This is a genomic window from Altererythrobacter sp. B11 (genome assembly GCF_003569745.1).
In the GTDB taxonomy this organism is placed as follows: Bacteria; Pseudomonadota; Alphaproteobacteria; order Sphingomonadales; family Sphingomonadaceae; genus Croceibacterium_C.
This window is the reverse complement of record NZ_AP018498.1, coordinates 670827-697817: the sequence shown is the minus strand read 5'-3', so window position 1 is coordinate 697817 and position 26991 is coordinate 670827. Positions and strand designations below refer to the sequence as shown.

Here is a 26991-nt window from a genome sequence, read left to right as displayed (position 1 = left end):
GGGATCGAGACGGCTAGGCCAGCACCTTGCCCAGCCCGATCCGCAGGTCGTCGCTCGAATAGGGCTTGGTCAGCACCAGCGCATCCGCGAAGGTTTCGTTCTGCCCCACGGCGTCGCCATAGCCGGTGGACAGCACGAAGGGCACGCCCATCGCGCGCAGGCGTTCCGCTACGGGCACGCTGTTCTCGCTGCCCAGGTTGACGTCCAGCAGCACGAGGCCGATGGGCTGGGCCTCGATTAGCGCGAGGGCATCCTGCACATTGGCGGCGATATGGATGTTGCGGGCGCCGAGATCGCCCAGCAGCGCCTCGGCCTCCATGGCGATAAGGATGTTGTCTTCCACCACCAGCACATGCTCGGGAAGTTCCAGGGATGCGCGATCCCCGCCAGCGTCAACGGAGCCCATGGGCATTGTCCTGTCCTGAAAATCGTCGAAACGGTGTATGTGTTGGGCGGGAATGGAGAACGAAGCCTCCACGCCCATGGACGCGTAAGTGATCTCCGCCTTGCCGCCAAGTTCATGCGGGATGGAGAGTTCGATGATCGCCGAACCGAAGCCGCGGCGCACGGGGGGCGATACGGCCGGGCCGCCGCTTTCCTGCCATTCGATGCGGAGCGCCCCGCCTTCGCTGCGCAGGAGGCGGAGCACGACTTGCCCCTCCGGCACGGACAGCGCGCCATATTTCGCGCTGTTGGTAATGAGTTCGTGGAAGACGAGCGAGAGCGTGGTGAGCGCGGTAGCCTCCACGATCGGGTCGCTGCCTTCCAGCGTGATCCGTCCCGCCTCCCCGAGATAGGCGCGCGCCTCCAGGCCGATCAGTTCCCGCAGCGAACTGGCGCGCCAGTGCGAGCGCGTAAGCTGGTCATGCGCGCGCGCGAGCGCATAGATCCTGCTGCCGAGCACATCGGCATATTCCGGAATCGTCGCCGCCGCGGAGCCCGTCTGGTTGACCAGGCTGCGGATCAGATTGAGGATGTTGCGGACACGATGGTTTAGCTCCGCGATCAGGATTTCCTGCCGCCGCCCGTGTTCGCGCCGCTCGCGATGGGCAGCATCGGTCAGGCGCAGGATCACTTCCATCAGCGTGGCACGCAATTGCTCTGCGCAGAGCATCTCTTCCTCGTCCCACGGCTGAGACCGGCCGGTGACGACCTGCTGCCATTCGGCAAAGCTCTCCCGCGGGGTGAGCCTGGGGCCATTGGGGCCGAGCTTGACCGACTTCTCGGGGTTGCCCGCCCACCGCACCGAACGGGAGAGTTCGCTGCGGAACAGCACAATGTAATCTCGCGGCGCGCGCGACACGGGGATTGCGAGCACGCCGGCCAGCGGCGCAGCGAAATTCGCCGCGGGGGGGAAATCCTGCGAAAGGTTTTCCGTCGACCATAGATTGCCTGCCGCTACCCGGTCGAGGAAGCCGGCGAGTTCGAGGAACTCCGCCTTGGCCGGCACTTCCCCGGACGAGACGAACTGCCCGTCGATCCAGCCGACCATCCCGTCATGCGCGATCACCTCGCCCACGGTCTCGGACACGCGGCCGAAATCGGTCAGCAGGCTGCGCCCTTCGGCAAGCCGCGCCATCAGCGTATCGTGCAGCTGGCGCGCCCGCGCCCGCTGCTCGCGCGCGCGCGTGTTTTCGGACTGGTCCACCATATAGGCGAACAGTTCGCCGAACAGCTCCACCGCCGTGCGCATCGGGTAGGACAGGCGCAGGGGCGCATAATGGTGACAGGCGAACAGCCCCCACAGCTGCCCGTCGCGCATGATCGAAACGGACAGCGAGGCCGCCACCCCCATGTTGCGCAGATATTCGATATGGATCGGCGAGACGGCCCGAAGCGTGCTCATGCCAAGGTCCAGCGGGGCGGCGTCGCTTCCGCCGCGCGTGACGATCTCCACCGTGGGATCATCCACATCGGTGATGATCCGCAGCAGATTGGTCGAATAGAGCCGCCGCGCCTGTGCGGGTATGTCATTGGCGGGGAAATGCAGGCCCAGGAAAGTGTCGATCCCGCTGCCGCGGCTTTCGGCCACCACTTCGCCCGATCCATCGGGGGAGAAGCGATAGACCATCACCCGGTCGAACCCGGTCAGCCCGCGCAGTTGCCGGGCCGCGACGGCGCAGAGTTCTTCGGTCGAGCCGGCGCGCTTCGTCCGCTCGGCCATGGGGCGGACATGCGTCTCGTACAGTCCCGCCTCGTCGGCCACCGCCGGCTCCGCTTCGAGCACCACGTCCCGGCCGGAGATGTGGAGGGCGACATCGAAGCGCCGATCGTCGCCGAACAGCTTGAGGCCGAAGATCCGTTCCACCGATTGCGGCGTTCCGCGCATCTGCAGCCGCGCCCGCAGCGCGTGTATCGCATCCTCCGCCAGCACCTCGGCGGCAGGTAGTTCCAGCAGCGCCTCCGCCTCGCGCCCGACCTCCTCGGCCACATTGCGCGAGACATGGGTGATGATCCACTGCGGCGACAGCGCGATGAGAAAGCCGAAGCTCTGGATCCGCCCGATCAGGTGAATCGGCTCGCTGGCGCAATTGTCGAGGGTGACCGGCTCCGCGTTCATGCCGCGGCTCCGGCCGGGACCGCGATCTTGGCCTGTGCGGCGGCATCGGCCGCTTCGGTGAACAGGGCAAAAGCCGCCACCGCCCCGCGATGCGCCTCTTCGCGTTCATCCTCGTCGAATGCGCGATCGCCCGACCAGGCCAGGAAGGCCGACCAGGCCGCCAGCCCGGCGCGATCGCCGAGGAAGCGCGAGTGCTGCGCCGGGTGATCCGCCGGCAGCGTGCGGCGATAGAGCTTCATCAGGCTCGCGATGCCAATGCGGGAGCCAAGCACGGCGTATGCAAATCCCGCCGCAGCAGCCTTTCCCGCCGGAAGAGCCTGGTCGCACCCGAGCCGGGAAGCGTGCGGCGAAACCTGCGCATCGGCCAGATCCCCCTCCAGAGCGGACACGTAATCAGGCAAGGGCGCTTCCAGCACATTGAGGCAGAATTCGGAGACCAACGGCAGATACTGCCGTGCCGCCAGCAGATGCGCCAGCAGCAGGCGGGCATAGCCGTCGCCTTCGCCGACCTCGAACCGCGAATAGAGCGCGTCGGTTTCGGTATGCAGTGTCTGTGTGGCGCCCCGCAGGAAGGGGCGCAAATCTTCAGGATTCAAAGTCACTCCGCGACCCACGCCGGTAATCGCTTCCGTCAGACACTCCCGGCGTGCGGAGCGCAAACTTGATTAGCCCGCTCCGAAGCGGAGGAAACGATCTCCGGCGGCGACGACATACCAGCAGCAGGCCCGCGTCAAGCGGGAACGTTCTCGATATGAACACAGTTACACATCTGGCGCTGGCACGTAAGCGCACAAGTATACATTTCTGCGTATTGGAGTACGTATGGCGGAAATCCATGGCAGCGATTTGCTCGGCGCGCTGCATCCCCCCGACATGGATCTGCTCTCCCGCTCGCTCGAATCCGTCGACTTCAAGACCGGCCATATCCTTTACGAGCCCGGTGACGACGTGCGCTTCGCCTATTTCCCCCGTGGATCAGCGATCACCACTTTCCATGTCCTGATGGCCGATGGCGCCGCTGTCCAGACCGCGCTGGTGGGAAGCGAAGGCGCCGTGGGCGGGATCGTGAGCCATGGCGGGGTGCCTGCCTTTGCCCGTTCCTGCGTAATGCACGGCGGGAGCTTCTACCGCATTTCGGTGCAGAATTTGGAAGAGGTTGCGCGCGAGAGCATCCGCCTGCGCTATCTTCTTTCGCGTTATGCCGATTGCCTGCTGGCGCAGATCTTCCAGTCGGTGGCCTGCAATGCCGTGCACACGATCGAACAGCGCGCCGCGAAATGGCTGGTGGCGGCCATGAACCGCACCGGCCGCAGCGAAATCGCCATGACGCAGGACCAGCTCGCTTCTCTGCTGGGGGTGGGACGCACCTATATCAGCCGGGTGGTTCAACGGATGAAAGCGGAAGGGCTCATCACCACGCGGCGCGGAGCGATCCTGATCGACGAGCCCGAGAAGTTGCGCCGCAAATCCTGCCATTGCGACCATCTGGTCGCGCTGCATTTCGAGACGGTGCTGAAGGGCGTCTATTCCGAAACGGCGAACGGCAACGGAAAGTAGGCGGTCCGCGCGCATCCGCATACGGGCACGAAAGCGGAATAAAGGGCCGGGCGTGGAGGGCCACGCCCGGCCAGGTTGCTGAACCGGCTCAGGTAAGCCGGTCCACCAGATGCCTCGGGCCAACCAGTTCCACTGTGCTTCCCAGCTTGCGGCGCCGCGCGATCCATTCCCGCATTTGTTCTGCGGATGTGTGATCGAAGCCGCGTACCTTCGCCAGGTCGAGCGTAACGGATTGAATGAGAGGAATGGTTTCGAGCCGCCGGGTGAGCCCGGTCAGGCTGATGAAGGTGGCGCTGCCTTCCAGGCTCACCTTGCGCTCGTCGCCCAGCTCGTCTTCCTTGATCCTGAGCTTCAGGCTGCGGCGATGGGGCAGCAGTTCGAACAAGGTGAGCGCGAGCCCGACCAGCACGCCGGTGAGCAGGTCGACCGCCACCACAAGCACGAAGGTCGCCGTCCAGATCACCGCCGGAAGGATGCCGTAGGACGCGTAGAGGTGGCGCACATGGGTGAGGCTGACGAGACGCCAGCCGGTGACCACGAGAACACCGCCAAGCGCCGCCATCGGGATCTCCTGCAGCAGCCAGGGCAGCAGCGAGACGAAGCCGAGAATCCAGAGCCCGTGGATGATCGTGGACAGGCGCGTCTTGGCGCCCGCCTGCACATTGGCCGAGCTGCGCACGATCACGCCGGTCATCGGCAAGGCCCCGGCAAGGCCGCACAGGAAATTGCCCACGCCCTGCGCGCGCAGTTCCTTGTCGTAATCCGTGCGGACGCCATCATGCATCCGATCCACCGCAGCGGCCGAAAGCAATGTCTCGGCGCTGGCGATGAAGGCCACCGCAAGCGCGGCGATGATGATCGCCGGCTGGCCGAGCATGGCGAAGAAGCCGTCGCCCGGCGCTTCCACCGCGGCCACGATCGATTCCGGCACATCCACCCGGGCGATATTCAGCTGGAAGGCATAGGCGACGATCGTCGCGGCCATCACGCCGAGCAAGGCCCCCGGCAGCAGGCCGAAGCCCGCCGGGCGGAACTTCTCCCACACCAGCATGACGCCAATGGTTACGAGGCCGACGATCAGCGCCAGCTCGGTCGCCTGCAGGTTGAAGGGCGAGAGGCCGAGCAGACGCGCGGGCATTGCGGCAAGGTTGTCGACACCGCTGGAAAGCGGCTGCGCATCGAACAGGATGTGGAACTGGCTGATTACGATCAGCGCACCGATGCCCGCCAGCATGCCGTGAACGACTGCCGGCGAGATCGAACGGAAGAACGCGCCGAGCTTCATCCAGCCGGCGACCAGTTGCAGTGCGCCCGCGAGCACGAGCATCGGACCGAGCGCGGTGAGCCCGTTCTCGGTCACAAATTCGAACACGATGACAGCAAGACCCGCCGCCGGGCCGCTTACCTGGAGGGGGGATCCGGCAAACAGCCCGACGACGATGCCTCCGATGATGCCGGTTATGAGGCCTTTCTCGGCCGGCACGCCAGAGGCGATGGCGATGCCCATGCACAATGGCATCGCCACGAGGAACACCACGATCGAAGCCGTGAAATCCCGCGAGAAATGTTGGAAGATGCCTTCCTTGGCAGGAGCGATGGCCGTGCTCATGCAGCCACTTCCTGGCGCAGGCGCTGCGGATAGCGCGCATGGGCGGGCACAGCCACGGGCAGCGGCTCGTTCTCGCGCAGGGGCACGAACTCACCGGTCTCGCCATCCAGCCCCAGCACCTGGCCGGCGTGGATGTCCACAAACCAGCCGTGCAGCGACATTTCGCCGGCGGCGAGCGCCGTGGCGACGGACGGGTGGGTGCGCAGATGCGCCAGCTGGGCGATCACGTTTTCGAGGCTGATGGCGCGGATCCGGTCGGTTCCCTGCAGGTCCGGCGTGCAGGTGCTCACGACATGCTCCGCCGCCGCGCCGTGGCGCAGCCAGGCCGCAACATTGGGCATGTTGGCGAGCAGCTCCGGCTGAGCGAGCGCCTTCATGGCCCCGCAGTCCGAATGGCCGCACACGATGATGTCGCGCACTTTCAGCGCGGCCACCGCATATTCGACGGTAGAGGACACGCCGCCATTCATGGTGGCAAAGGTGGGCACGATGTTGCCGGCATTGCGGCACACGAACAGGTCGCCCGGCCGCGCCTGCATGATCTCTTCCGGCACGACGCGCGAATCGGCGCAGGAGATCATCAGGGCCTTGGGGCTCTGACCATCGCGAGCGAGCGATCCGTAGAGATCCTTGCTGCTCGGGAACACGGTCTTTTCGAAGCTGAAAACGCGTCCGATCAATTCGTTCACGGGGGCAATCCTTTTGTGGCGCCGCAAGGGGGGATGCGGCTGCGATTGCCCACAGAGGTACGTCGGCATTTTCTCTGCCGTCGTTCCGCATTGTAAGGTTTTGTTGCTGCACCCGCGAAGACGGGCAGGACGTTATGCAACCGGGTCCAATGGGAGGCGGATCACCGCGCGCAGGCCGCCTTCCGCCCGGTTGGAGAGCGCGAAGCTCCCGCCCTCAGCGCGCACGATGCGGTCCACGATGGCAAGGCCCAGCCCCATGCCGGGCGTGTTGCGGCTGCGCGCTTCATCCAGCCGGACAAAGGGCTGGAGCACTTCAACCAGGTTCGCCTCGTCGATTCCCGGCCCGTCATCCTCCACCACGATCTCCACCATGCCATCGGCAAGGCTCAGACGAAGGCGGACATTGCCAGCGTAATGCAGCGCGTTCTCGATCAGGTTGGAAAGCACGCGCCGCAACGGCAGGCGGCGGCCGCGGATTTCGAGATGCGCGGGGCCGGCATAGGCCGCATCGTACCCGCGATCCTTCGAATCGTCGATCAGCGTTTCCGCGAGCGAGGCGATGTCCAGCCGCTCGATCGGCTCCTTGTGATCCAGCCCTTCGTTGAAGGCCTGCAACGACTGCAACAGCATGCGCATCTCGACGATATCGGCAGCCATCGCCTCGCGATCGTCGGCCTCGGCCGTGTCATGCTCCAGGCGCATCTGCAGACGGGTGAGCGGCGTGCGCAGATCATGGGCGATTGCCGAAACGGTAAGCTGCCGGTTGCGAATCAGCTGGTGGATGCGATCCTGCATGTCGTTGAAGGCGCTGATCAGCTGCCGCACCTCCGGGGAGCCGGAAGCGGGGATCGGTTGCGGTTCGTCATTTCCGACGGAGCGCGTGGCGACGATCAGCTTGCGCAGCGGCTGCAGCGTCGCGCGCACCAGCAGCGCTCCCAGGATCATCAGCAGTATATTGGGAAGGATCAGGATAAGGCCGCGCTGGGCGTTGAAGGTCCAGGCCTCGTTTACATCCGCCTTGAAGGAGGCGACCGACTGGTCCGACAGGATCATGCTGCCCCCGATGTCGCCTTTCGAAGCAAGCGATTCCAGATGCAGCCGCAGGCTGGTCTGCTTAAGATCGGGCTCGCGGGCCAGGATCTGCCGCCGCAGCCGGTCGAGCTCCAGGCTCGGTGCGCGGCGCTGCGCCTGCGGGGCCCAGGTGATCGAGAACCGCTCGGTGACGAGCTCTTCCGCCACTGCGCGGCGCTCCGCCCGCGCCGCTTGGTCCAGAATGCGGTAGGCGACCACCAGCTGGTCGGAAATGCGCGAGGCGTCCTCGCCCTCGAGCGAGAATTCATTGGCACGCTCGAACACGATGGCGTTGACGATGAAATCCAGCGCGACAACGAAGACGAGGATCGCCAGCAGGCGGCCGAGCAGGCCGATCGAGACGATCCGTCTCACCTCAGCTCGACATCTGCACGGAACATGTATCCGACGCCGCGCACTGTGGCGATCGGTGCATCCTGGCCATCGTGGCTCAGCTTGCGGCGCAAGCGGCTGACCAGCACGTCGACGCTACGATCGGAGGAATCGCCAACGCGCGAGCGCGACATTTCGATCAGCCTTTCGCGGCTGATCGCCCGCTGCGGCTCCTGCAGGAAGACGGTAAGCAGATCGAACTCTGCCGTGGTCAGCTCCACCAGCGCATCGGTGGGGGATCGCAACTCGCGGCGCGAGAAGGACAGCCGCCAGTCGCCGAAATGCGCCTCGTCCCGCCGTTCGGAGGAACTGGAGGCGCCATTGGCGTGGCGGCGCAGCACGGCGGCGATGCGCGCGATGAGCTCGCGCGTACCGAAGGGCTTGGCGAGATAATCGTCTGCCCCGAGCTCGAGGCCGATCACACGGTCGGCCTCGTCCGCACGGGCGCTGATGAAGATCACCGGCAGATCGCTGTGGGCGCGCAGCCGGCGCAGCAGTTCGATCCCGTTGGTGCCGGGCAGCATGATGTCGAGCACGATCAGATCGGTGTGCCCGTTTTCCAGGTGCACCAGCATTTCCGCACCCGTGGCGGCCGCGCGCACGTTGTAGCCATGCTCCTTGAGCGAGCGGACGATGAGCAGGCGCAGCTGCGGATCGTCCTCTACCACGAGAATCGTCTGTGCGGTCATGGGTGCAAGGAATGTCCGGGGAATGACGCGGCTTGTGGCCATCTACTTAGGCACCACCATGCATGGCTGCAATCTCCGATATGCCCGGGCCGCGGGCACACCGCCGCCCGCGCGGTGCGCGGGGGCGGATTTGCGACGGGGGGAAGGGATCACTCCTCGCGTGCGCTGCGCTGTTCATCCTCGATGGCCAGGCGCTCTTCCCTTGCCGCAGCCTTGCGAGCGCGGGCGTCGCAAATCTGCGACTTCGTGGGATCCGGATGGCAGACGGTATCGGCCTTGGCGACTGCGACGGCGGTCTTGTCCTGCTTCTGCAGGCTGCAGGCCAGGGTCTTGCTGGCATAGGGATGGCAACCGCGGCGATAGGCCGCTTCGGCATCCGCCGGCGCGGCGCCGAGCGATCCCAGCGAAAGGATGAGCGTTGCTGCGAGCACGTGTGTTCTCCACTTATTGAGGGGAGACCGAGATAGAGGGCCGAGTGTTTCGCGTTCTCGCCGGGCGTGTAACAAATTGTTGCTGCTGCGCAGCAAAAGAACTCCCGTGCGAGGACAGCCCGCTTAATCGCGGCTGGGTAATTGTTTCAGCGTCGCTCCATCCGCCTTGGTCACGGTAACGTTGAAGCCTCCGCGCCGCCCGTCGCGCAGCTTGTAATAGCTGAGGTCGATCTTCTCGCCCGGTGCCAGCGTGCGCTTGGACCATCCGGCGCGCGACAGGTGATTCGGGCTCATCCCCTCGAAGGCCCAGCGGTTGCCCTCGGCATCGCGGGCGTAAAGGAAGGTGTGCGGATTGGTCCATTCCCACCGCTCCACCGTCAGGCCCTTCATCTCGATCGGCTTGCCCCATTCGAACATGGCGGTGGAATGATGCGCCGCCCCCGGCGTGGCCGCCATCAGCACACCCGCGAATGCCACCAGCGCCAGCCCGATCCTACCTGCCATGTATCGTCTCCCACACCTGTGCCCATCTTCGCTCAGGGTCACCGGCACCATTTGCCAGCATTTGTTTGACTTGATCAACCCACCTCTTGACTCGGTCCGGGGCCGCGCAGCAATCTGGCGGCAACGATAATGACGGAGGGGTGTGATGAAGGGTTGGCCGATTTGGGCGCCGCTGCTAGCGGGCGCCGCCGCACTGGTAGTGCCGGTGTGCGCCACCGCGCAGCAAAGCGCGGAAAAGCCGCAACACGGCTATGCCGAGCTGGAGAAGCTGCCGGATTTCAGCGGTGTGTGGAGCCCGGTGCTGTTCACCCCCGGCGCACCGCGGCAGGCAGAGCCGGTGTTGACTGAGTCCGCCAAGGCCGCGCTCGCCGCGTTCAAGGCGAAGCAGGAGAAGGAAGGCGTGTCGCAATATGCGCAGGCCCATTGCCTGCCGCCCGGCATGCCGGGAATCCTGCGCCAGCCCTATCCGATCGAATTCCTCTTCACCCCCGGCCGCGTGACGATTTTCACCGAAACCTACAGCCAGGCACGGCGCATCTACACCGACGGCCGCCCCCTGCCGGAAGACCCGGACTTCCTGTTCAATGGCAGTTCCGTGGGTCACTGGGAGGGTGACACGCTGGTGGTCGACACGATCGGCTTCAGCCCGCAGGTCAGCATCGCCCCGGGCGTCAGCCATTCGGACCAGATGCGCATTCACGAGCGGATCTGGCTGGAAGATCCCGCAACCATGCGCTTCCAGCTGACGATCACCGATCCCGAGGTTCTCGCCGAGCCCTACATCCAGAACCTGACCTTCAAGAAGAAGCCCGGCTGGGAAATCCGCGAATATGTCTGCGCGGAGAACAACCGGCTGGTTTCGGGTGAGGAAGGGGCCGCAAATATCGACCTGGGGCTGGACGGGGAGGATGATCCCTTCGCCGATCTTCCGCAGGAGTAGCGTGGTTCCGCAAGCCGGGCGCTAACCGAATCGCAAGCGGCGGGCGCTAGGCTCGTGCGGATGAACGCCAATCCGCCGCGCAACGAACATCCCGCCAATATCGCGCCGCCTGTGGCCGCGATCGGCGCGCAATGGGCGGCGCTGTGCGAAGCCGCCAATGTCGTGGCCGCACTCGCCGGGGCGGAGGCGGTATCCGGCTGCGACCAATCCGACCGCTTTGCCGCCCTGCACCGGCGCGGCGAAGCATGGCGGCGGGTCCGCGCGGAACGCGGTATCGCCGATATTGGCGCGATGATGGAACCCGGCATCGCCGCCCTGTTGGCGATCAGCGCCCGCGGCGTGGACCCGGCGCCCGCCGCTGGCGCCCTGTGGGACGAATTCCTGGCCGCCCGCGCAGCGCTGCTGGCCCTGCTGCCGCCCGAGCGGCGGAGCGCGGAACACGGCAGCGACTGACGCGAGCAAGCCAGTCAGGCGGGCTGGATCAGAGGGCGTCCTCGCCCGCCTTGCCGACCGATTCGATATCCCGCCCAACGCCCTGCACGGTGTTGCAGGCGGACAGGATCGTGACCGACAGCGCCGCGAGGGCGATGGCGATGGCTTTACGGGACATGCGGTGCTCCTTCATCTTTGCTGCCGTGAAATGAATCCGCCCGGCGCCGCTGGCAAGCGTTTCGCGCAAGGGCGGTATGATCTTGACCCTGTTCCTTTTTCGTTCCAGCAAGGAGTGATGGCCGATTCATCCATTCTCACTGCCCGCGCCGGCATCGCAGAGGTGCCTGCCGACGAAGCGGAGCGCCGCGCCGCGGCCGTGGCACGCGGCATCTGCCGCCTGTTCGCGCGCAACGACATCTGGTGCCTCACCGAAATGCCGCTGCGCAATGGCCGGAGGGCCGATCTGATGGGGATCGATCCAAAGGGCCGCATCGTGATCGTGGAGATCAAGACGGCGCGATCGGACCTGCTGGGCGACGGCAAATGGCCGGATTATCTCGATTTCTGCGACCGCTTCTATTGGGGCCTCCCGCCGGAGCTGGACCGCGCCTGCCTGGAAGGGGAGGATTTCCGCCCCGATTGCTGCGGCGTGATCGTGGCCGATGGCTATGATGCCGAAATCGTGCGGCCCGCCCCCAGCCATCCGCTGGCCGCGGCGCGGCGAAAGGTGGAAGTAGAGCGCCTGGCACGCGCAGCGCTGCGCCGCCAGCTGGTGGCGAACGACCCGGAATGTTCCAGCTGGCCGGCCGGCGGCTGAACGCCCCTGTATATTCCGCCCGCCGCAGGGCATAAGCCGCCGCGCAATGTTTGCGGCGATCCTTCTCTCCGCCCTCGCGATGACCGCGATCGTGGCCTTCCGCTATCTGCTGGCGAGCGGAGCCTTTGCGCTGGCCACCGCCCGCGTGCGGCCGGGGCTCTATCGCGGCCTGAATGCGCAGATCCGGCGGGAAATCGGCTGGTCCCTTGCCTCCGCCGCCATCTATGGCGTGCCCGCCGGCGTGGTCGCCTGGGGATGGCAGGAGCATGGCTGGACGCGGATCTACGGCGGCTGGCACGATTATCCGCTATGGTATCTGCCGCTGTCGCTGTTCCTGTATTTGTTCGCGCATGACAGCTGGTTCTACTGGACCCACCGCCTGCTGCACCAGCCGCGCTGGTTTCGGGTGGCCCATGCGGTCCACCACGCCAGCCGCCCGCCCACGGCATGGGCCGCAATGAGCTTCCACCCGATCGAGGCGCTGAGCGGGGCCATCGTCATCCCCGCGCTGGTGTTCATCGTTCCCATCCATGTCGCCATGCTCGGCCTGGTGCTGACCATCATGACCGTGATGGGCGTGACCAATCACATGGGCTGGGAGCTGTTTCCCCGCGCCCTCGTCCATTCGCGGATCGGCGGCTGGCTGATCACCGCGAGCCACCATCAACGCCACCATGACGAGTACCGATGCAATTACGGCCTCTATTTCCGTTTCTGGGATCGCCTGTGCGGCACCGACCGCGGCCTCTCCGCGCCCCGCTGAGCGCGGTGCTGGCAGCGCCGCTGCTGGTCTCCGCCTCCCCACCGGCGCAGCAGCTGCGCGTGCGGGTGGAGGTGCAGGTGACCGGGCTGCGATCGGACAAGGGGATCGTGCGCGCCTGCATGACGTCCTTGGCGGGCCATTTTCCCGACTGCAGCGACGATAGCGGCGCCTACAGCGCAAGCGTGGCGAGCGGGGAGCCGCTGACCATCGTGTTCCCGGCAGTGGTCCCCGGCGAATATGCGATCGCCGTGCTGCATGACGAGAACGGCAATGGCAAGGCGGACCGGCTGCTCGGCACCCTGCCGCGCGAAGGCTTCGGCTTTTCCCGGGACGCACGGCTGCGCATGGGGCCGCCGCGCTTCAGCGATGCCGCCTTCGAGGTCGGGTCGCGCTCCGTCCATCAGGCGATCCGCATGCGCTACATCTTCTGACGTCAGCGCGGGTTGGCGTCATCGTAAAGAGGCGGAGACCCTCTCCTTTCGAGAACACTTTACGGTTAATTTACCACGAGCAGCCACAAAGGCCGCCATGCGAATGACTACAGGGGCGCTCCTCATGGATACGTTGCGCGGTAAATTCGATGATCTGGCAGGTGACGAGCCTGACCACGCGCTTGCCGAGGACGAGATTGTCAGCGCCCCGCCGCCTGCCGCGATCGGGCAGGACGAACGGCGCATGCAGGTGCGCGCCTATAATCATTGGGCCAGCCTGCTGCGCGATCGCAATTTCCCCGCCATCGAGGATCTCGACCCCGCGGCGCTGCCCGATTTCGCGCCCAACAGCGTGCTGCTGGATTTCTCCACCGGGGTGGACAATCCGGGCATCGCCTATCTCGGCGGGCAGCTGGCCGCGGAGTGCGGCGTGGCGAGCGAAACGCTGCACCGGCTGCAGGATGTGCCGGGCCGTTCGCTGCTCAGCCGCATCACCGATCATTACATGCAGATCATCGCCAATCAGGCGCCGATCGGCTTCGAAGCGGAATTCGTGAACCAGCGGGGGCAGACGATCCTGTATCGCGGCATCCTGCTGCCCTATTCCAGCGACGACGACACGATCGATTTCATCTACGGCGTGATCAACTGGAAGGAGCTGGCCGACCAGCAGGGGTCGGACGAGCTCTTGCTGGAGATCGACCAGGCGCTGGAGCCGCCGCGTGGCAAGCGCGATCCGCTGACCGACTGGGCCGACGGGCCGGCCGCACTGCCCAGCGAGGAGGCAGCGCCCGCCCTCACCGATGGCGACGACGGGCTGCCGCGTCCGACCTTCGGCCCCGATACAAGCCGCGTGGGCGATCCGACGGCGGAACCGCCGCACGAACTCGCCGTGGCCCTGGGTTGGGACGCGGCAGACGAACCGCTGGAGCTCACGCCCGATTCCTTCGCCGATGTGGCGTCCTCCGCTGTGCCGGACGAAGCCAGCCTCAGCGACTGGCTGGCCGCCGCACGCGAGATGGCGAGCATTGCGCTCAGCTGCGAGGATCGCACCCGTGCGGCGCTCTATGCCGCGATCGGCCACGCCTATGATTTCTCCCTCGCGGCCGATGGGGAGGCGGAGGAATTCGCCGAACTGCTGGCCGACGCGGGCCTCGCCATGCAGGATCGCGCGCCGATGACGCCGGTGGCGAAGCTGGTGTTCGGCGCCGATTACGACAAGACGCGGCTGGCCGAATACGCCGCTGCGCTGAATCACGCCCGCCGGCTGGACCTGCCGCGCGGCACGCTCGCCGGCTTCCTCCGCGATGCGGAAGGGGGCCTCAAGGGTGTGGTCAAGGAAGAGCGCCGCCTGCGGCGCGAGGAACAAGGCCGGGAGGCGAAGCCGAACACGCGGCGCAAGGCGCTGGAAAGCAAGCTGCGCCGGATCGAACCCACCGGCCTCGCCGCCATTCCGGTGGAAGGCAGCGAATTCGGCCTGGTGATGATCCGCCGCGAGCAGGACGGCGAAGTGGTCGTGCTGGGCGAAGTGCCGGAGGATGACGGGCTGGTGGAGCGCGCCGCGCGCCGCCTGCTCGGCTGACCGCCCGAAACCCGCCGCGCGCGGACGCTGTCGCCACTTCAGTTCCCGTTCAGGCGCAAATGCGCTAGCCCTGCGGCTATGCGCGCCCTCCTTCGTCCGCTGTCCCGCCTGCTGGCCCTTCTGGCATTGTCCGCCTTCGCCCTGGCGCAGCCGGCTGCGGCGCAGGATGTGCTGCGCGACGCCGAAACCGAGGCGCTGCTGCAGCAGATGATCGATCCGCTGGCCGCGGCCGCGGGGCTCCAGCCCGGCGCGGTGGACGTGGTGCTGCTCAACGATCCATCGATCAACGCCTTCGTTGCGGGCGGGCAGCGGATCTATGTCCATTCCGGCCTCATCAATGCGGCGGAAAGCGCCAATGAAGTGCAGGGCGTGCTGGCGCACGAGCTGGGGCATATCACCGGCGGCCACATCATCGGCTATTCGCAGGGAGCCGGCAAGGCGACCAAGATCAGCGCGCTTTCCATGTTGGTGGGGCTGGCGGCGGCACTGGCCGGCGCGCCGGAAGCCGGCATGGGCGCCATGGCGCTGGGCCAGCAGGCCGCCATCGGCAGCTTCCTGCAGTTCAGCCGCACTCAGGAAGCCAGCGCCGATGCCGCGGGCGCCGAGTATCTTTCCAAGGCGGGCATCACCGGCAAGGGCTCGCTCGCCTTCTTCAAGAAGCTGCAGAATCAGGAATTCCGCTACGGCTACAGCCAGAGCGACGAAGCCGGCTTCGCCCGCACCCACCCGCTGACGGGGGACCGTATTTCGCGGCTGGAGGGGGTGTATGAGAAGGATCCGGCGTGGAACACCCCGCCCGATGCCGACCAGCAGCGCCGCTTCCTGGCGATCAAGGCCAAGCTCTATGGCTATCTCGCCACGCCGGCGCAGACGCTGAATGCCTATCCCGAGACGATGACCGGCGTGCCTGCGCGCTACGCTCGCGCCTACGCCTATCACAAGGAAGCGCGGATGGATAAGGCACTGGCCGAGACCGAAGCGCTGATCGCCGAGGAACCGGACAATCCCTATTTCCTCGAACTGCAGGGGCAGGTGCTGCTCGAATCGGGCAGGCCGGGGGACGCGCTGGCGCCGCTGCGGCGGGCGAGCGAACTGACCCATTTCACCCCGCTGATCGCTTCCACCTTCGGCCACGCACTGATCGCCACGGAAGATTCCGCCAATTATCCGGAAGCGGAGCAGGTGCTGCGCGCCGCGGTGGGGCGCGACCGCGAGATACCATTCGCCTGGTATCAGCTGGGCGTTGTCTATGCCGCCAATGGCGACATGCCCCGCGCCCGGCTGGCGAGCGCCGAACAGCAGGTGATGACAGGCAATCCGGCCGAGGCGCTGCGCAGCGCACAGGCGGCCGAGCGTGGCCTGCCCGAAGGCTCGCCCGATTGGATTCGCGCGCAGGATGTGGAGCTGCAGGCGCGGGCGCAGCTTGAACGCCAGAAGGACCGGAAGTAGGCCTTGCCGATGCGTTGGGTTCTCACTCTCCTCCTGTCGCTTGGTGCCGGCTTCGCCGGCGCCGCCCTGTGGGATGCCGCCGGCTTCGGCGGCAAGGCCACGCGGGATTACCTGCTGGCCAATCCCGAAGTGCTGCCCCAGGCGATGGAGGAATTGCAGCGGCGCGACCAGCAGGCGCGCATCGCCCCCCTGCGGGCTGAGCTGGAGACGCCCTTCCCCGGCGCCGTGATGGGCAATCCGGACGGTAAGGTGACGCTGGTCGAATTCACCGATTATGCCTGCACCTATTGCCGGCAAAGCCTGGGCGACGTGGCCGATCTGATCGCCGCCAATCCCGATCTGCGGGTGGTGGTGCGGGAATTCCCGATCCTGCGGCCGGAAAGCGTGGATGCCGCGCGCATGGCGCTGGCCGCTGCGCAACAGGGCAAATATGCCGCCTTCCACGACGCCATGTTCCGCCTCGGCCCACCGAGCGCGGATGCCATCGAAGCGGCGGCAAAGGAGGCGGGGCTGGATCTCGCCAAGGCCAATGCGGCCATCGCCAGCGGCGCGTTCGACACGCATCTGCGCACCAATGCCGCGCTCGCTAACGAACTGGGCATCTCCGGCACGCCCGGCTGGATCATCGGCGACCAGGCGCTGAACGGCGCGGTGGGCAAGCAGCGCATCGGCGCGGCGATCGCGGAGGCGCGCGAGTCCTGACGACGCGGCTCTCCTTGTCGCGGCTGACGCAGCGCAGGCGCTCCGCACGGCCGCGGGAAGCGCGGCCCGGGGGCGCGGCAGGCATGCTGCCCTTCCGCCCCACGCCCTTCTTCAAGGACAAGAACCGCGCCTTCTGGAACCTGCAGTTCATCGGCTGGGGCGGCGCCGCGCTGCTGCGGGCCATGTCCGGCGTCGCCAATGCGCAGGCCAGCAACTTCCTGATCCTGGTGCTGATTTCCACCGTCACGGGCTTTTCGCTGAGCCTGATCCTGGCGGTGATCTATCGCGCCCTGTTCAACCGTCAGCCCTTGATCACCTGGGGCACCACGGCGGTGGTGCTGGCCCTGTTCGTAACCATCTACGCGCTAATCGACGGCTGGCTCGCCGGGCTGGTCTATGCCGATCGCGAGGCAACGCTGGCCCAGCGCTTCCTGATCTATTTCAACATCGACCTCACGTTGCTCGGCGCATGGTCGGCGCTCTATTACGCGATCAACTATTTCCTCCAGGTGGAAGAGCAGGCGGACCGGCTGGAACGGCTGGAGGCGCAGGCCACGATCGCTCAGCTCGCCATGCTGCGCTACCAGCTGAACCCGCATTTCCTGTTCAACACCTTGAACTCCATCAGCACGCTGGTGCTTCTCAAGCAGACCGAACCGGCCAATGCGATGCTCACCCGCCTTTCCAGCTTCCTGCGCCACACGCTCGTCACCCAGCCGGGCGGCAAGGTGACGGTCGCGCAGGAAGTGGAGACGCTGAAGCTCTATCTCGATATCGAGCGGATGCGGTTCGAGGAACGGCTGCGCACCGTGTTCAAGGTGGATCCGGCCGCCGCAGATGCCTGCATTCCTTCACTGCTGCTGCAACCGCTGGTGGAGAATGCGATCAAATATGCCGTCTCCCCGCAGGAGGAAGGCGCGCGCATCAGCCTGTCGGCGCAACTGATCGCCAATCGCCTGCGGATGACTGTGTCCGACACCGGCCCGGGCCTGCAGCAGCAGGCGCTTGATCGGCGCAGCGGCGAGGCGAAACTTTTCCCGGATCGTTCCGTTTCCACCGGCGTTGGCCTCGCGAATATTCGCGATCGGCTGCAGCAAGCCTATGGTGAGGAACACCGCTTCGAAATCCAGACACCGGCCGATGGCGGTTTCACCGTGATCATCGAGATTCCGTATGAGCGCGGGGAGGCGGACGATGATTCGGCACCGCCCCCGCCGCCATTCACCGCAGCAGCCCAACCCTCTCACAATCCCCCCCACGCACCCCAAGGCGCGAACAGCGCGATCGGAACCACTGCATGACAATCCGCACACTCATCGTTGATGACGAGAAGCTGGCCATCCAGGGCCTTCAGCTGAGGCTCCAGGCCTTCCCGGACGTGGAGATCATCGGCACCTGCGCCAACGGGCGCGAGGCGATCCGCGCGATCAAGACGGAAAAGCCCGATCTGGTGTTCCTCGACATCCAGATGCCGGGCTTCGACGGCTTTTCGGTCGTCAGCGGGGTGATGGAGATCGATCCGCCGCTGTTCGTCTTCGTCACCGCCTATCAGGAACACGCGATCCGCGCCTTCGAGGCGAATGCGATCAATTACCTGATGAAGCCGGTGGACGAGGGCAAGCTGGCCGACACGCTTGACCGCGTGCGCACCCGCCTGACCGAGAAACGCTCCGCCGAAGAGGCCGAGAAGCTCAAGGACGTGCTGGCCGAAGTGGCGCCCGAGGCGATGGAGAACATGCCGGGCGAGGAAGAGGGCGCCAGCCGCTACGAACGGATGATCAACGTCAAGGATCGCGGCCAGATCTTCCGTGTCGATGTCGCCACGATCGAACATATCGAGGCGGCCGGCGATTACATGTGCATCTACACCGGCGACAATTCGCTGATCCTGCGCGAAACGATGAAGGATCTCGAGCGCCGGCTCGATCCGCGCGTGTTTCAGCGCGTCCACCGCTCCACCATCGTCAATCTCGATCAGGTGCGCCAGGTGAAGCCGCATACCAATGGCGAATGCTTCCTGGTGCTCGATTCGGGCGCCGAGGTGAAGGTCAGCCGCTCCTATCGGGATGTGGTCGCCCGCTTCGTGCATTGAGACTGCGCCGGGCTTGACCCGGGCGAGCGGGGCTCTAGGCGCCGAGGCGGGCCATCGGCCCGCCCGGGCATTCGCTTCGGGCCAGGAGGATGACCGGATGACCGCCTTCACGCTTGAGGGGTTCGACCTCGCGCAGTTCCTGCGCGCCACGCTGGACGAGGATCTCGGCACCGGCCTTCCCGGCGGCGGGCATGACGTCACCGCCGAAAGCGTGATCCCGGCCGAGGCGCGTTTCTCCGGCGTGATGGACAGCCGCGTTGCCGCGGTGGTGGCCGGCCTGCCGATCGCGGCGGAGTTCTTCCGCCTGCTCGATCCCGCCATGGAGATCGCGATTCTGGCGGAAGAGGGTGAGGACGTGCGCCCCGGGACTGCGCTGATGCGGCTCACCGGCAATGCCCGCGCACTGCTGACGGCGGAGCGCAGCGCGCTCAACATCGTGCAGCACCTGACCGGCATCGCCACGCTGACCCGGGACTATGTCCGCGCGATGGGTGAAGCACGCTGCACGCTGCTGGATACGCGCAAGACCATCCCCGGCCTGCGCCATCTGGAAAAATATGCCACCCGCATGGGCGGCGCGCAGAACCACCGCATGGGGCTGTGGGATGCAGCGATGATCAAGGACAATCACATCCTCGTGGCCGGCAGCGTAGGCGAGGCGGTGCGCCGCGCACGCGAGGCCGGGGTGTCGCGGATCATCTGCGAGGTCGACCGGATCGAGCAGATCGAACCGGCGCTGGCGGCGGGGGCAAACCACATCCTGCTCGACAACATGGACCCTGCGCAGCTGCGGGCCGCGGTGGAAGTGATCGGCGGCCGCGCCGCCACCGAAGCCTCCGGCGGGGTCACGCTGGAGACGATCGGCGCCATCGCCGCCAGCGGCGTGGACTATGTGTCCGTCGGCCGCCTGACGCAAAGCGCTCCGGCGGCGGATATAGGGCTGGATTTCACGCCGCTCTGATTGGCTGGTGAGGATTGCCAGCCGCCCCCGTGGGATGCAGGATGCGCCCTGCACAAAGAGGGGGCCTGTTGATGCGACCGCAATCCATCCTGATGTTCGAACGACTGTTCCTGCTGTCGCTGGCGATCAGTGCGGCGAGCTTCCTCATCGGCTATGGCGACACAGTGGATCTGCTGGCGCGGCAACCGGGCATGGAGGAGCTGGGCCTCGGCTCCGGCTTCGTCATCGCCACCTTCGCCTTCGGCTTTGCGATCTACCTGCTGCTGTGGTTCTTCATCGCCCGGCGCGCATCCAATATCGCGAAATGGGTGCTCACCTTCTTCGTGGCGATCGGCCTGTTCAGCCTGCCGGGCATCTTCGCGGCGGATTTTACCGTCACGAGGGCGCTGGGCCTGCTCACCTACCTGCTTGAAGTGGCCGCGCTCGTCTTCCTGTTCCGCGCCGACGCCATTCTCTGGTTGAAGGGAGAGGCGCAGGATCCGGAGGTTTTCGACTGAGCCTGCGCCGCTGCCTGCTGGCCGCCGCGCTGGCGATAGCGCCGGCGGTGGCGCATGCGCAGGCCTATCAATGCCACGTTCCGCAGGGGCCTGTACCGGTTCCGCGCGTGGCGCAGGATGGGCCCGCGCGCGCCAGGCCGATCAGCGGCTACACGCTCGCGCTCAGCTGGTCCCCCGAATATTGTCGCACCCGTGGGAAGAGCCGGGCCGATGCGCGGCAGTGTTCGGGCAGCAGCGGCCGGTTCGGCTTCGTGGTCCACGGGCTTTGGCCCGAAGGCGGATCGCGTGGCTGGCCACAATATTGCCCGGTGCGGAACGCGCTCACCGGCGGCGAGCTGGCGCGCAACCTGTGCATGACCCCGTCGCCTGCGCTGCTTGCCAATGAATGGGCCAAGCATGGCAGTTGTATGGCCCAGCGGCCCGAAACCTATTTCCGCATCACCCGCATCCTGTGGAACAGCCTGCGCCTGCCTGACTACGATCGTCTCTCACGCAAGGAGGGGCTGACGGCGGGCGATGTCCGCCGCGGTTTTGCCGATGCCAATCGCCACTGGCAGCCGGAGCATATCGGCATCCGTCTCAACTCGCGCGGCTGGCTGGAGGAGATGTGGCTCTGTTACGGCACGGATTTCCTGCCAGCCCGCTGCGATGCGCGGCGGCGGGGCAGCGGCGATTCGGCGCCGGTGAAGATCTGGCGCGGCCTTTAGATCAGCGGCCTGATCATCGGCGGGCGGCAAAGAATTGGCGCAGCAGCGCCGCCGCCCGCTCTTCCCCCATGCCGGAATAGACCTCTGGCCGGTGCAGGCATTGCGGCTGGTCGAACAGCCTTGCGCCATGCTCCACCGCGCCGCCCTTGGGATCGGGTGCGGCATAATAGAGCCGGGCGATTCGCGCATGGGCGATGGCGCCCGCACACATGGCGCAGGGCTCCAGCGTCACCCACAGGTCGCAGCCATCCAGCCGCTCGTTACCAAGGCGCTGGGCTGCCTGTCGCAGGGCCAGGATTTCGGCATGGGCGGTGGGATCGGCCAGCCCGCGCGGCGCATTGTGGCCTTCGCCCAGCACTTCCCCACGGCGCATCACCACCGCGCCCACGGGCACTTCTCCGCTGGCGGAGGCGCGCTCGGCCAGCGCGATCGCGCGGGCCATCGGCGGGGGGAGCGGCCAGGTGGTCATTGCCATGCGCTAGCGGGGGGCAGGGGTCGCGGCAATGGCTGCGAAATGGCCGAGGAGCGGGGCGGATTGCTTGACGAGTGCCCCCTCCCCCGCTATGCGCGCCGCTTTCCGAACATCGGCACAGACAGAATTCGAGAGAGCATCATGTCGCGTATCTGCGAACTGACCGGCAAGGGCCGCCAGATTGGCCACAATGTTAGCCACGCCAACAACAAGACCAAGCGCGTCTTCCTGCCCAATCTGCAGAACGTGACGCTGCTGAGCGAGAAGCTGGACCGCAGCTTCAAGTTCCGCGTCTCCACGCAGGGCCTGCGCTCCGTCGAGCACAATGGCGGGCTGGACAACTGGCTGCTCAAGACCTCTGACGAGAAGCTGAGCCCGCGCGCCCGCAAGGTGAAGCGCGATCTCAAGAAGGTGCAGCCGGCCGCCTGATTCGCGGGCGCCGCAAGGCGCCGCGGCGGGGCCGATCAACCGGGCGCGCGGCTGCTGTCGCGCGCCTTTTCTTGTGCGCCTCTACTGGGACTCCACGCCAGCCGCATCAGCAGCGTGCGCTGGAACACGGACGTGTTGTCGTCGGAAATCAGCCAGATGGTCACGGCATCGCCGGGCCCGGGCACGATGGCCATGCCTTCGTAGTTCTCGCGCGGTAGCGGGCTGGCCAGTTCGAACAGCGTTTCGCCGCTCCATGCCCCGCCCCCGGTGATTCGCGCAGGATCGGCCAGGATGATCCGGGTTTCAAAGTGGGGCGGCAGACCCAGCACGAATTTGCGCAGCAGGATCAGCACGCGCCCATCGGGCAGTTGCGCCATGTCTACCGGGCGAAAGCCGTCGGGCCGCGGGAAGCGGAAGCGGAGCGGTTCTGATTCGTCCCCCTCCGCGTCCACCGGGTCGGCGGGGAACAGCAGGCCGGGCGTGGTTTCGCCCGGCAGCGGCGCGGGATCGCCTTCGGCCAGCACGATGAAGCGCCCGTCGCGCAGGTGCAGGATCGCCTCAGGCCCGCTGTTGCGCGGCCAGTCGCGCATGGCCGCGGGTTGCGCGCGGCGTCGGTTGGCGAAGCCGGGATCGTAGCGCTCGATCGCATTGGCGCCTTCATAGCCGGCCCAGATGCGGCCGCTGGCGGGATCGGCGGTGAGCGATTCGATGTCGGCACCCGCTTTGTCCAGCTCCTGCCGCCCGGCGAAGAAGGCGAACTGAGCAGGCCCTCGGCCACCGCCGTCGCTTGGGGACGAGAAGTCCATCTGCCGCCCGCGATCGCTGGCGGCGAACAGTCGCCCGCCGGGGCGCGCCAGCAGCGCGGAGAAGCCGCCGAAATGCTGATTCGTGCTGCGCAACCACCACAGCCCCGTCACTCGCAGCGGCCCCGCCTGATCGGTCGGCACCGAAAGCGGGACGGCGGTGAGCAGCGGGCTGCCTTCCGCCGTGCCCCAGCTCACCCGCTCGCGCCACCAGGTGCCCGGCGCAAGGGCCGCCGCCACCAGTGCGACCGCGAGCAGCCGCAGGATGCGGCCGCGCGCTCCCTGCCGCCGCCTGCTTGCCCGCGCGCTCACCGGCCGGTCAGGCGATCAGGGCATCGGCCCGAGGAACAGCAGCGGATCGAGCCGCGCATCGTGCCATTTGATGCTCCAGTGGAGATGCGGCCCGGTCGCCCGGCCCGAGGCGCCGATGCGGCCGAGCATCTGCCCCTGCTTCACATGCTGGCCCGGCTCCACGTCGATTTCCGAACAGTGAAGGAAGGCGCTGTTGAGGCCCGCCCCATGGTCGATCATCAGCAGGTGCCCTTCGAGCGAGAACGGCTCCCGCGCGGCGAGGATCACCACGCCGTCGGCCGGGGCGACGAAGGGCGTGCCGCTGGTGCCGCTCGAGATGTCGAGCCCGGTGTGATAGCTCCCCGGCTCCCCGCGATAGATGCGCTGCGATCCGAACCGGCCGGAGATTCGCCCGGTGACGGGCCAGATGAAATCCTGCCGCCAGCCCTCTGCACCCGTGTCCTTCGCGCGCGCGGCGGCGATCTGCGCCAGCTCCGGCCGGCGGATCTTCATGAAGGCCTCGCTCGGCCCTCCCGGCGAACGGGCGACATTCACCCGTTCGATCTGCCATTCGCGCGGTGCGATGGAGAGCGGGCTGCGCACCACGCGCCCGTCCGCCAGCGTGGCCGTCAGGCTGGCGGTAGGGCCGGCGTCGCGATCGAAGGCGGCGAAGAAGCGCCCTTCCCCATCCAGCGTGAGCACCTGCTCCCCCAGGCGGGCGGAGACGGTGCCCGCAGGTGCCTGCCCGCGGATCCAGCCGCCCTGGGTAAGCTGGCCATCATAGACGAAAGTGCTGGGGCCTGCGAGGCGCGGGGCTTGCGGAGGCGCCACGGCGGCGGGCGAAGCCTCCACCGGTTGCACCACCGCCACATCCGGCGCACCGCTGCCCGCGGGCACGCAGGCGGCAAGCACCGCCGGCGCCCCCAGTGCGGCCGCCCGCCTCACGAGTCGCGGTTCAGGCGCTGCGTGGCGATTTCGGGGCTGGCATAGGGCTCCTGCCGGTCCACGCTCCAATAGCGCAGCTCTTCAAGCGGGATCGGTTCGCCGGTCACGGCGCAGAGCACATAGCTGCCAGGCTTCACGACACGGAACCCGTTGGGCCCGTAGATCAGGGTTGCGGCTTTCTCGCCGGAGGACATCAGCATGGCCACAGGCTTACCAAGCCGCGCCCGTCAAAGCAATTTCGGCTGCTCCGCAGACGGCGGGGCGGGCCTGGCGCGCGGCGACGCGCGGCGCGGCGCCGGGGCGGGGGTCGGGGCTGCCGCCTGCGCGCCCGCCTTCTCCGCTCCCTCGCCCGTGGCCGGGATGACATCCAGCCTGCCATCGCGGAACTTCAGCGTCAGGGCCGGCTCCCGCCGCGCCGCCGCACTGTAGGTGACCGGCCGCCCACCCCCGTCCAGCACCATCGCATAGCCGCGTTGCAGCGGCCGTTCGGGGTGGAGCTGCTGCGCCAGCCGCCAGCTTGCCGCCAGCCGCTCGCGCCCTTCCGCCAGCGGCCGCTGCACCAGCACGGGCGCCAGCCGCACGCCGGCCAGCCGCTGCCGCGCCTCCCCCAGCTGCGCGCGCAGCAGCGGCGCCGAAAGCCGCGCGCGGTCCGCCTGCAGCCGCTCGCGCGCCCGGCTCGCCCGGTCGGCCAGCCCGCGCCGCAGCCGCTCGCCCAATTCGTCCAGCCGCTGCGCCGCCTGCGCCGCCAGCGCTTCGGGCCGCGGCATGCGCGCGAGCCGCGCCTCCAGCCGTTCGCGCCCCAGCTGCAGCGGCCGGTTGACGCAGCGCCGCTGGCGCAGCCCCAGCTCGCCCAGCGCATTCGCCAGCTCATGCCGCACCGGCACGGCGATCTCCGCCGCCGCCGTGGGCGTGGGGGCGCGGCGATCGGCCGCATAGTCCGCCAGCGTCGTATCGGTTTCATGGCCCACCGCGCTGATCACCGGGATCGGCGATTCGGCAATGGCGCGGACCACGATCTCCTCGTTGAAGCCCCACAGATCCTCGATTGAGCCGCCCCCGCGCGCCACAATCAGCAGATCGGGCCGGGGCAGCGCCCCGCCCCGCCCACCGCCCGGCGCCATGGCGGCAAATCCGCGCAGCGCCGCGGCCACCTGCTCGGCCGAGCCGCGCCCCTGCACCAGCACCGGCCACACCAGCACCCGGCTGGGGAAACGATCCGCCAGGCGGTGGAGGATGTCGCGGATCACCGATCCCGTGGGCGAGGTCACGACACCGATCACGTCGGGCAGGAACGGCAGCGGCCGCTTGCGCTCCGCCGCGAAGAGCCCTTCGGCCTCCAGCCGCCGCCGCGTCTTTTCCAGCAGCGCCAGCAGCGCGCCTTCTCCCGCGATTTCCATATGTTCGATGACGATCTGGTATTTGGAACGGCCGGGAAAGGTGGTGATCTTGCCGCTGGCCACCACCTCGATCCCGTCTTCCGGCAGGAAGCCCAGCCGCTGGGCGGTGGTGCGCCACATCACCCCGTCCATCACCGCCTTGTCATCCTTCAGGCAGCAATAGAGGTGGCCGGAAGCGGCCCGCTTCACACCCGAAAGCTCGCCGCGCAGCTTCACATAGCCGAAGCGGTCTTCCACCGTGCGCTTCAGCAGTTGCGAAATCTCGGTGATGGATAGCGGTGCAGCGTTGTCGCCAGCCTGCCCCTTGGCTACCAGCCCGCCACGCGCGCCATCGCGGCCGTCAAAATCGTCATCGGAATCGGGGAAAGGGCCGGCCATGAACATCCTTCTGCTGGGATCGGGAGGGCGCGAACATGCTCTGGCATGGAAGCTGGCGCAATCCCGCCTGATCGTGGAAGCGGGGGACACGCTGTATGCCTCCCCCGGCAATCCCGGCATTGCGGAGCATGCGCATCTCGTCACGCTGGATGCGGCCAACCATGCCGCCGTGGCGGCGTTCTGCGCCGACCACCGAATCGGGCTGGTGGTGATCGGGCCGGAAGCGCCGCTGGTGGATGGGCTGGCGGATTCGCTGCGGGCGGAAGGCGTGGCCGTGTTCGGCCCCAGCAAGGCCGCCGCCCAGCTGGAAGGCAGCAAGGGCTTTACCAAGGATCTGTGCGACCGCGCTGGCATTCCGACCGCCGGCTATTTCCGGGCCGCCTCGCTGGAACAGGCGGTGCAGGCGCTGGCGGATTTCGCCCCGCCCTATGTGCTGAAGGCCGATGGGCTGGCGGCGGGCAAGGGCGTGGTGATCGCCGCCACGCAGGATGAGGCGGAAGCCGCGCTGGCCGACATGTTCGGCGGGGCCTTCGGCGGCGCCGGCGCGGAAGTGGTGATCGAGGAATTCATGGAGGGGGAAGAGGCCAGCTTCTTCGCCCTGACCGATGGCGCCACGATCCTGCCCTTCGGCAGCGCGCAGGATCACAAGCGCGTGGGCGAAGGCGATACCGGCCCCAACACCGGCGGCATGGGCGCATACAGCCCCGCCCCGGTGCTGACCCCGGCGCTGCGGGCGCAGGCGATCGACCGGATCATCGCCCCCACGGTGCGGCAGATGGCGGATGAGGGGATGCCCTATTCCGGCGTGCTCTATGCCGGGCTGATGCTGACGGAAGAGGGGCCGAAGCTGGTGGAATACAATTGTCGCTTCGGCGATCCCGAATGCCAGGTGCTGATGATGCGGCTGGAAAGCGACCTGGGCGAATATATGCTCGCCTGCGCGGAGAATCGCCTTGGCGCGATGGATGCGCCGCGCTTTTCGCCCGACCGCGCGCTGACGGTGGTGATGGCGGCCAACGGCTATCCCGATACGCCCGAAAAGGGCGGCACCATCATGGGCGTGGGCGTGGCGGAGGAAACCGGCGCCAAGGTGTTCCATGCCGGCACCGCGATGGAGGGCGAGCATCTCGTCGCCGATGGCGGGCGGGTGCTGAATGTCACTGCGCGCGGGGCCACCACGGCAGAGGCGCAGGCCCGCGCCTATCGCGCGGTGGACGCGATCGATTTCCCCACCGGCTTCTGCCGCCGCGACGTCGGCTGGCGCGAAGTGGCGCGGGAACAAAAACGGGGCTGAGCCGCCCGCGCCCCTGTCCTACAATCGGCCGGGCGCGGCATGATCCGGGGCATGACCCGCATCCACCGCGCCGCTCGCAACCCCGTTCGCACCCGTTTGCAAGGCC

At 67.2% G+C, this 26991-nt stretch carries 30 protein-coding genes; 16 read left to right on the top strand and 14 right to left on the bottom strand.

Annotated features, from left to right (window positions below; translation table 11 throughout):
• Positions 1 to 13: 13 nt before the first annotated feature.
• Positions 14 to 2560, bottom strand: coding sequence for an HWE histidine kinase domain-containing protein (locus AEB_RS03320; protein ID WP_119081926.1), 2547 nt, complete (start codon positions 2558 to 2560; stop codon positions 14 to 16).
• Positions 2557 to 3156 (bottom strand): hypothetical protein, encoded by a 600-nt coding sequence (locus tag AEB_RS03315; protein ID WP_119081925.1) that lies wholly within the window; start codon positions 3154 to 3156, stop codon positions 2557 to 2559. Before AEB_RS03315 ends, AEB_RS03320 begins: the two co-directional genes overlap by 4 nt.
• Before the next feature lie 226 nt (positions 3157 to 3382).
• Here AEB_RS03315 and AEB_RS03310 point away from each other — a divergent pair, with 226 nt between their 5' ends.
• Complete coding sequence (locus AEB_RS03310; RefSeq protein ID WP_119081924.1) at positions 3383 to 4117, top strand: Crp/Fnr family transcriptional regulator; 735 nt, start codon at positions 3383 to 3385, stop codon at positions 4115 to 4117.
• An 88-nt stretch (positions 4118 to 4205) separates the two neighbouring features.
• On the opposite strand, the gene AEB_RS03305 is transcribed toward AEB_RS03310, so the two are convergent.
• The 6 genes from AEB_RS03305 to AEB_RS03280 form a co-directional block, all read right to left on the bottom strand.
• Positions 4206 to 5726 (bottom strand): SulP family inorganic anion transporter, encoded by a 1521-nt coding sequence (locus AEB_RS03305; protein WP_119081923.1) that lies wholly within the window; start codon positions 5724 to 5726, stop codon positions 4206 to 4208.
• Positions 5723 to 6415 (bottom strand): carbonic anhydrase, encoded by a 693-nt coding sequence (locus AEB_RS03300; RefSeq protein WP_119081922.1) that lies wholly within the window; start codon positions 6413 to 6415, stop codon positions 5723 to 5725. Before AEB_RS03300 ends, AEB_RS03305 begins: the two co-directional genes overlap by 4 nt.
• Positions 6416 to 6547: 132 nt before the next feature.
• Complete coding sequence (locus AEB_RS03295) at positions 6548 to 7861, bottom strand: ATP-binding protein (protein WP_119081921.1); 1314 nt, start codon at positions 7859 to 7861, stop codon at positions 6548 to 6550.
• Complete coding sequence (locus AEB_RS03290) at positions 7858 to 8568, bottom strand: response regulator (protein WP_119081920.1); 711 nt, start codon at positions 8566 to 8568, stop codon at positions 7858 to 7860. The genes AEB_RS03295 and AEB_RS03290 overlap by 4 nt, the downstream gene beginning before the upstream one ends.
• A gap of 149 nt (positions 8569 to 8717) precedes the next feature.
• A complete protein-coding gene (locus AEB_RS03285) occupies positions 8718 to 8999 on the bottom strand; it encodes a hypothetical protein (RefSeq protein WP_119081919.1) in 282 nt (93 codons plus the stop codon).
• 123 nt (positions 9000 to 9122) lie between these two features.
• Positions 9123 to 9503: a DUF6152 family protein gene (locus AEB_RS03280; protein WP_119081918.1), complete on the bottom strand. Its 381-nt coding sequence runs from the start codon at positions 9501 to 9503 to the stop codon at positions 9123 to 9125.
• A 145-nt stretch (positions 9504 to 9648) separates the two neighbouring features.
• On the opposite strand from AEB_RS03280, the gene AEB_RS03275 reads away from it, so the two are divergent.
• Positions 9649 to 10443, top strand: a complete 795-nt coding sequence (locus AEB_RS03275; RefSeq protein WP_119081917.1) for a hypothetical protein — start codon at positions 9649 to 9651, stop codon at positions 10441 to 10443.
• Positions 10444 to 10503: 60 nt separating this feature from the next.
• Entirely contained in the window at positions 10504 to 10896 is a 393-nt protein-coding gene (locus AEB_RS03270) for a hypothetical protein (protein ID WP_119081916.1), read from the top strand.
• Positions 10897 to 10924: 28 nt separating this feature from the next.
• Here the strand turns inward: AEB_RS03270 and AEB_RS03265 are convergent, their stop codons facing one another.
• Positions 10925 to 11053 (bottom strand): entericidin A/B family lipoprotein, encoded by a 129-nt coding sequence (locus AEB_RS03265; RefSeq protein WP_119084423.1) that lies wholly within the window; start codon positions 11051 to 11053, stop codon positions 10925 to 10927.
• 117 nt (positions 11054 to 11170) lie between these two features.
• On the opposite strand from AEB_RS03265, the gene AEB_RS03260 reads away from it, so the two are divergent.
• The 11 genes from AEB_RS03260 to AEB_RS03210 all read left to right on the top strand — a co-directional run bounded on the left by AEB_RS03260 (position 11171) and on the right by AEB_RS03210 (position 20876).
• On the top strand, positions 11171 to 11692 hold the full coding sequence (locus AEB_RS03260; RefSeq protein ID WP_119081915.1) for an MmcB family DNA repair protein: 522 nt from the start codon (positions 11171 to 11173) through the stop codon (positions 11690 to 11692).
• Between the two features lie 46 nt (positions 11693 to 11738).
• On the top strand, positions 11739 to 12455 hold the full coding sequence (locus AEB_RS03255; RefSeq protein WP_119081914.1) for a sterol desaturase family protein: 717 nt from the start codon (positions 11739 to 11741) through the stop codon (positions 12453 to 12455).
• Positions 12419 to 12886: a DUF2141 domain-containing protein gene (locus tag AEB_RS03250; RefSeq protein ID WP_231958877.1), complete on the top strand. Its 468-nt coding sequence runs from the start codon at positions 12419 to 12421 to the stop codon at positions 12884 to 12886. The genes AEB_RS03255 and AEB_RS03250 overlap by 37 nt, the downstream gene beginning before the upstream one ends.
• A 124-nt stretch (positions 12887 to 13010) precedes the next feature.
• Positions 13011 to 14468 carry a PAS domain-containing protein gene (locus AEB_RS03245; RefSeq protein ID WP_119081912.1) on the top strand — a complete coding sequence of 486 codons (1458 nt, stop codon included), beginning with the start codon at positions 13011 to 13013 and terminating at the stop codon, positions 14466 to 14468.
• A 78-nt stretch (positions 14469 to 14546) separates the two neighbouring features.
• Positions 14547 to 15917, top strand: a complete 1371-nt coding sequence (locus tag AEB_RS03240; RefSeq protein WP_119081911.1) for a M48 family metalloprotease — start codon at positions 14547 to 14549, stop codon at positions 15915 to 15917.
• Between the two features lie 9 nt (positions 15918 to 15926).
• Positions 15927 to 16619 carry a DsbA family protein gene (locus AEB_RS03235; RefSeq protein ID WP_119081910.1) on the top strand — a complete coding sequence of 231 codons (693 nt, stop codon included), beginning with the start codon at positions 15927 to 15929 and terminating at the stop codon, positions 16617 to 16619.
• Between the two features lie 83 nt (positions 16620 to 16702).
• Complete coding sequence (locus tag AEB_RS03230) at positions 16703 to 17920, top strand: sensor histidine kinase (protein WP_119081909.1); 1218 nt, start codon at positions 16703 to 16705, stop codon at positions 17918 to 17920.
• Positions 17917 to 18711, top strand: coding sequence for a LytR/AlgR family response regulator transcription factor (locus tag AEB_RS03225; RefSeq protein ID WP_119081908.1), 795 nt, complete (start codon positions 17917 to 17919; stop codon positions 18709 to 18711). The genes AEB_RS03230 and AEB_RS03225 overlap by 4 nt, the downstream gene beginning before the upstream one ends.
• 97 nt (positions 18712 to 18808) lie before the next feature.
• Complete coding sequence (nadC, locus tag AEB_RS03220) at positions 18809 to 19672, top strand: carboxylating nicotinate-nucleotide diphosphorylase (RefSeq protein ID WP_119081907.1); 864 nt, start codon at positions 18809 to 18811, stop codon at positions 19670 to 19672.
• A gap of 71 nt (positions 19673 to 19743) precedes the next feature.
• Positions 19744 to 20169, top strand: coding sequence for a hypothetical protein (locus tag AEB_RS03215; RefSeq protein WP_119081906.1), 426 nt, complete (start codon positions 19744 to 19746; stop codon positions 20167 to 20169).
• 47 nt (positions 20170 to 20216) lie between these two features.
• Complete coding sequence (locus AEB_RS03210; protein ID WP_231958876.1) at positions 20217 to 20876, top strand: ribonuclease T2 family protein; 660 nt, start codon at positions 20217 to 20219, stop codon at positions 20874 to 20876.
• A 13-nt stretch (positions 20877 to 20889) separates the two neighbouring features.
• On the opposite strand, the gene AEB_RS03205 is transcribed toward AEB_RS03210, so the two are convergent.
• On the bottom strand, positions 20890 to 21345 hold the full coding sequence (locus tag AEB_RS03205) for a nucleoside deaminase (RefSeq protein WP_119081904.1): 456 nt from the start codon (positions 21343 to 21345) through the stop codon (positions 20890 to 20892).
• A 144-nt stretch (positions 21346 to 21489) separates the two neighbouring features.
• Here AEB_RS03205 and rpmB point away from each other — a divergent pair, with 144 nt between their 5' ends.
• Positions 21490 to 21777 carry a 50S ribosomal protein L28 gene (rpmB, locus tag AEB_RS03200; protein ID WP_119081903.1) on the top strand — a complete coding sequence of 96 codons (288 nt, stop codon included), beginning with the start codon at positions 21490 to 21492 and terminating at the stop codon, positions 21775 to 21777.
• A gap of 35 nt (positions 21778 to 21812) precedes the next feature.
• Here rpmB and AEB_RS03195 read toward each other — a convergent pair whose 3' ends face one another.
• Genes AEB_RS03195 through xseA form a run of 4 tightly spaced genes read right to left on the bottom strand, consistent with a single transcriptional unit; the run spans position 21813 to position 25591 of the window.
• The gene (locus AEB_RS03195; protein WP_119081902.1) at positions 21813 to 22892 is read right to left on the bottom strand and encodes an esterase-like activity of phytase family protein; all 1080 of its coding nucleotides are present in this window, start codon (positions 22890 to 22892) and stop codon (positions 21813 to 21815) included.
• A gap of 15 nt (positions 22893 to 22907) precedes the next feature.
• Positions 22908 to 23816 carry a M23 family metallopeptidase gene (locus AEB_RS03190; RefSeq protein WP_231958875.1) on the bottom strand — a complete coding sequence of 303 codons (909 nt, stop codon included), beginning with the start codon at positions 23814 to 23816 and terminating at the stop codon, positions 22908 to 22910.
• On the bottom strand, positions 23813 to 24016 hold the full coding sequence (locus tag AEB_RS03185; RefSeq protein WP_119081901.1) for a DUF2093 domain-containing protein: 204 nt from the start codon (positions 24014 to 24016) through the stop codon (positions 23813 to 23815). The genes AEB_RS03190 and AEB_RS03185 overlap by 4 nt, the downstream gene beginning before the upstream one ends.
• Before the next feature lie 27 nt (positions 24017 to 24043).
• Positions 24044 to 25591 carry an exodeoxyribonuclease VII large subunit gene (gene xseA, locus AEB_RS03180; RefSeq protein WP_119081900.1) on the bottom strand — a complete coding sequence of 516 codons (1548 nt, stop codon included), beginning with the start codon at positions 25589 to 25591 and terminating at the stop codon, positions 24044 to 24046.
• Here xseA and purD point away from each other — a divergent pair.
• Positions 25590 to 26885, top strand: a complete 1296-nt coding sequence (purD, locus tag AEB_RS03175; RefSeq protein ID WP_119081899.1) for a phosphoribosylamine--glycine ligase — start codon at positions 25590 to 25592, stop codon at positions 26883 to 26885. The two genes, xseA and purD, sit on opposite strands and share 2 nt — an antisense overlap.
• The last annotated feature ends 106 nt before the right edge of the window (positions 26886 to 26991 follow it).

Coding starts and splice junctions, on each gene's coding strand:
- AEB_RS03320 (WP_119081926.1), bottom strand. CDS start 2,560: ATGAACGCGGAGCCGGTCACCCTCGACAATTGCGCCAGCGAGCCGATT.
- AEB_RS03310 (WP_119081924.1), top strand. CDS start 3,383: ATGGCGGAAATCCATGGCAGCGATTTGCTCGGCGCGCTGCATCCCCCC.
- AEB_RS03305 (WP_119081923.1), bottom strand. CDS start 5,726: ATGAGCACGGCCATCGCTCCTGCCAAGGAAGGCATCTTCCAACATTTC.
- AEB_RS03290 (WP_119081920.1), bottom strand. CDS start 8,568: ATGACCGCACAGACGATTCTCGTGGTAGAGGACGATCCGCAGCTGCGC.
- AEB_RS03280 (WP_119081918.1), bottom strand. CDS start 9,503: ATGGCAGGTAGGATCGGGCTGGCGCTGGTGGCATTCGCGGGTGTGCTG.
- AEB_RS03275 (WP_119081917.1), top strand. CDS start 9,649: ATGAAGGGTTGGCCGATTTGGGCGCCGCTGCTAGCGGGCGCCGCCGCA.
- AEB_RS03270 (WP_119081916.1), top strand. CDS start 10,504: ATGAACGCCAATCCGCCGCGCAACGAACATCCCGCCAATATCGCGCCG.
- AEB_RS03265 (WP_119084423.1), bottom strand. CDS start 11,053: ATGTCCCGTAAAGCCATCGCCATCGCCCTCGCGGCGCTGTCGGTCACG.
- AEB_RS03260 (WP_119081915.1), top strand. CDS start 11,171: ATGGCCGATTCATCCATTCTCACTGCCCGCGCCGGCATCGCAGAGGTG.
- AEB_RS03255 (WP_119081914.1), top strand. CDS start 11,739: ATGTTTGCGGCGATCCTTCTCTCCGCCCTCGCGATGACCGCGATCGTG.
- AEB_RS03245 (WP_119081912.1), top strand. CDS start 13,011: ATGGATACGTTGCGCGGTAAATTCGATGATCTGGCAGGTGACGAGCCT.
- AEB_RS03240 (WP_119081911.1), top strand. CDS start 14,547: ATGCGCGCCCTCCTTCGTCCGCTGTCCCGCCTGCTGGCCCTTCTGGCA.
- AEB_RS03235 (WP_119081910.1), top strand. CDS start 15,927: ATGCGTTGGGTTCTCACTCTCCTCCTGTCGCTTGGTGCCGGCTTCGCC.
- AEB_RS03230 (WP_119081909.1), top strand. CDS start 16,703: ATGCTGCCCTTCCGCCCCACGCCCTTCTTCAAGGACAAGAACCGCGCC.
- AEB_RS03225 (WP_119081908.1), top strand. CDS start 17,917: ATGACAATCCGCACACTCATCGTTGATGACGAGAAGCTGGCCATCCAG.
- nadC (WP_119081907.1), top strand. CDS start 18,809: ATGACCGCCTTCACGCTTGAGGGGTTCGACCTCGCGCAGTTCCTGCGC.
- AEB_RS03215 (WP_119081906.1), top strand. CDS start 19,744: ATGCGACCGCAATCCATCCTGATGTTCGAACGACTGTTCCTGCTGTCG.
- AEB_RS03205 (WP_119081904.1), bottom strand. CDS start 21,345: ATGACCACCTGGCCGCTCCCCCCGCCGATGGCCCGCGCGATCGCGCTG.
- rpmB (WP_119081903.1), top strand. CDS start 21,490: ATGTCGCGTATCTGCGAACTGACCGGCAAGGGCCGCCAGATTGGCCAC.
- AEB_RS03185 (WP_119081901.1), bottom strand. CDS start 24,016: ATGCTGATGTCCTCCGGCGAGAAAGCCGCAACCCTGATCTACGGGCCC.
- purD (WP_119081899.1), top strand. CDS start 25,590: ATGAACATCCTTCTGCTGGGATCGGGAGGGCGCGAACATGCTCTGGCA.
- xseA (WP_119081900.1), bottom strand. CDS start 25,591: ATGGCCGGCCCTTTCCCCGATTCCGATGACGATTTTGACGGCCGCGAT.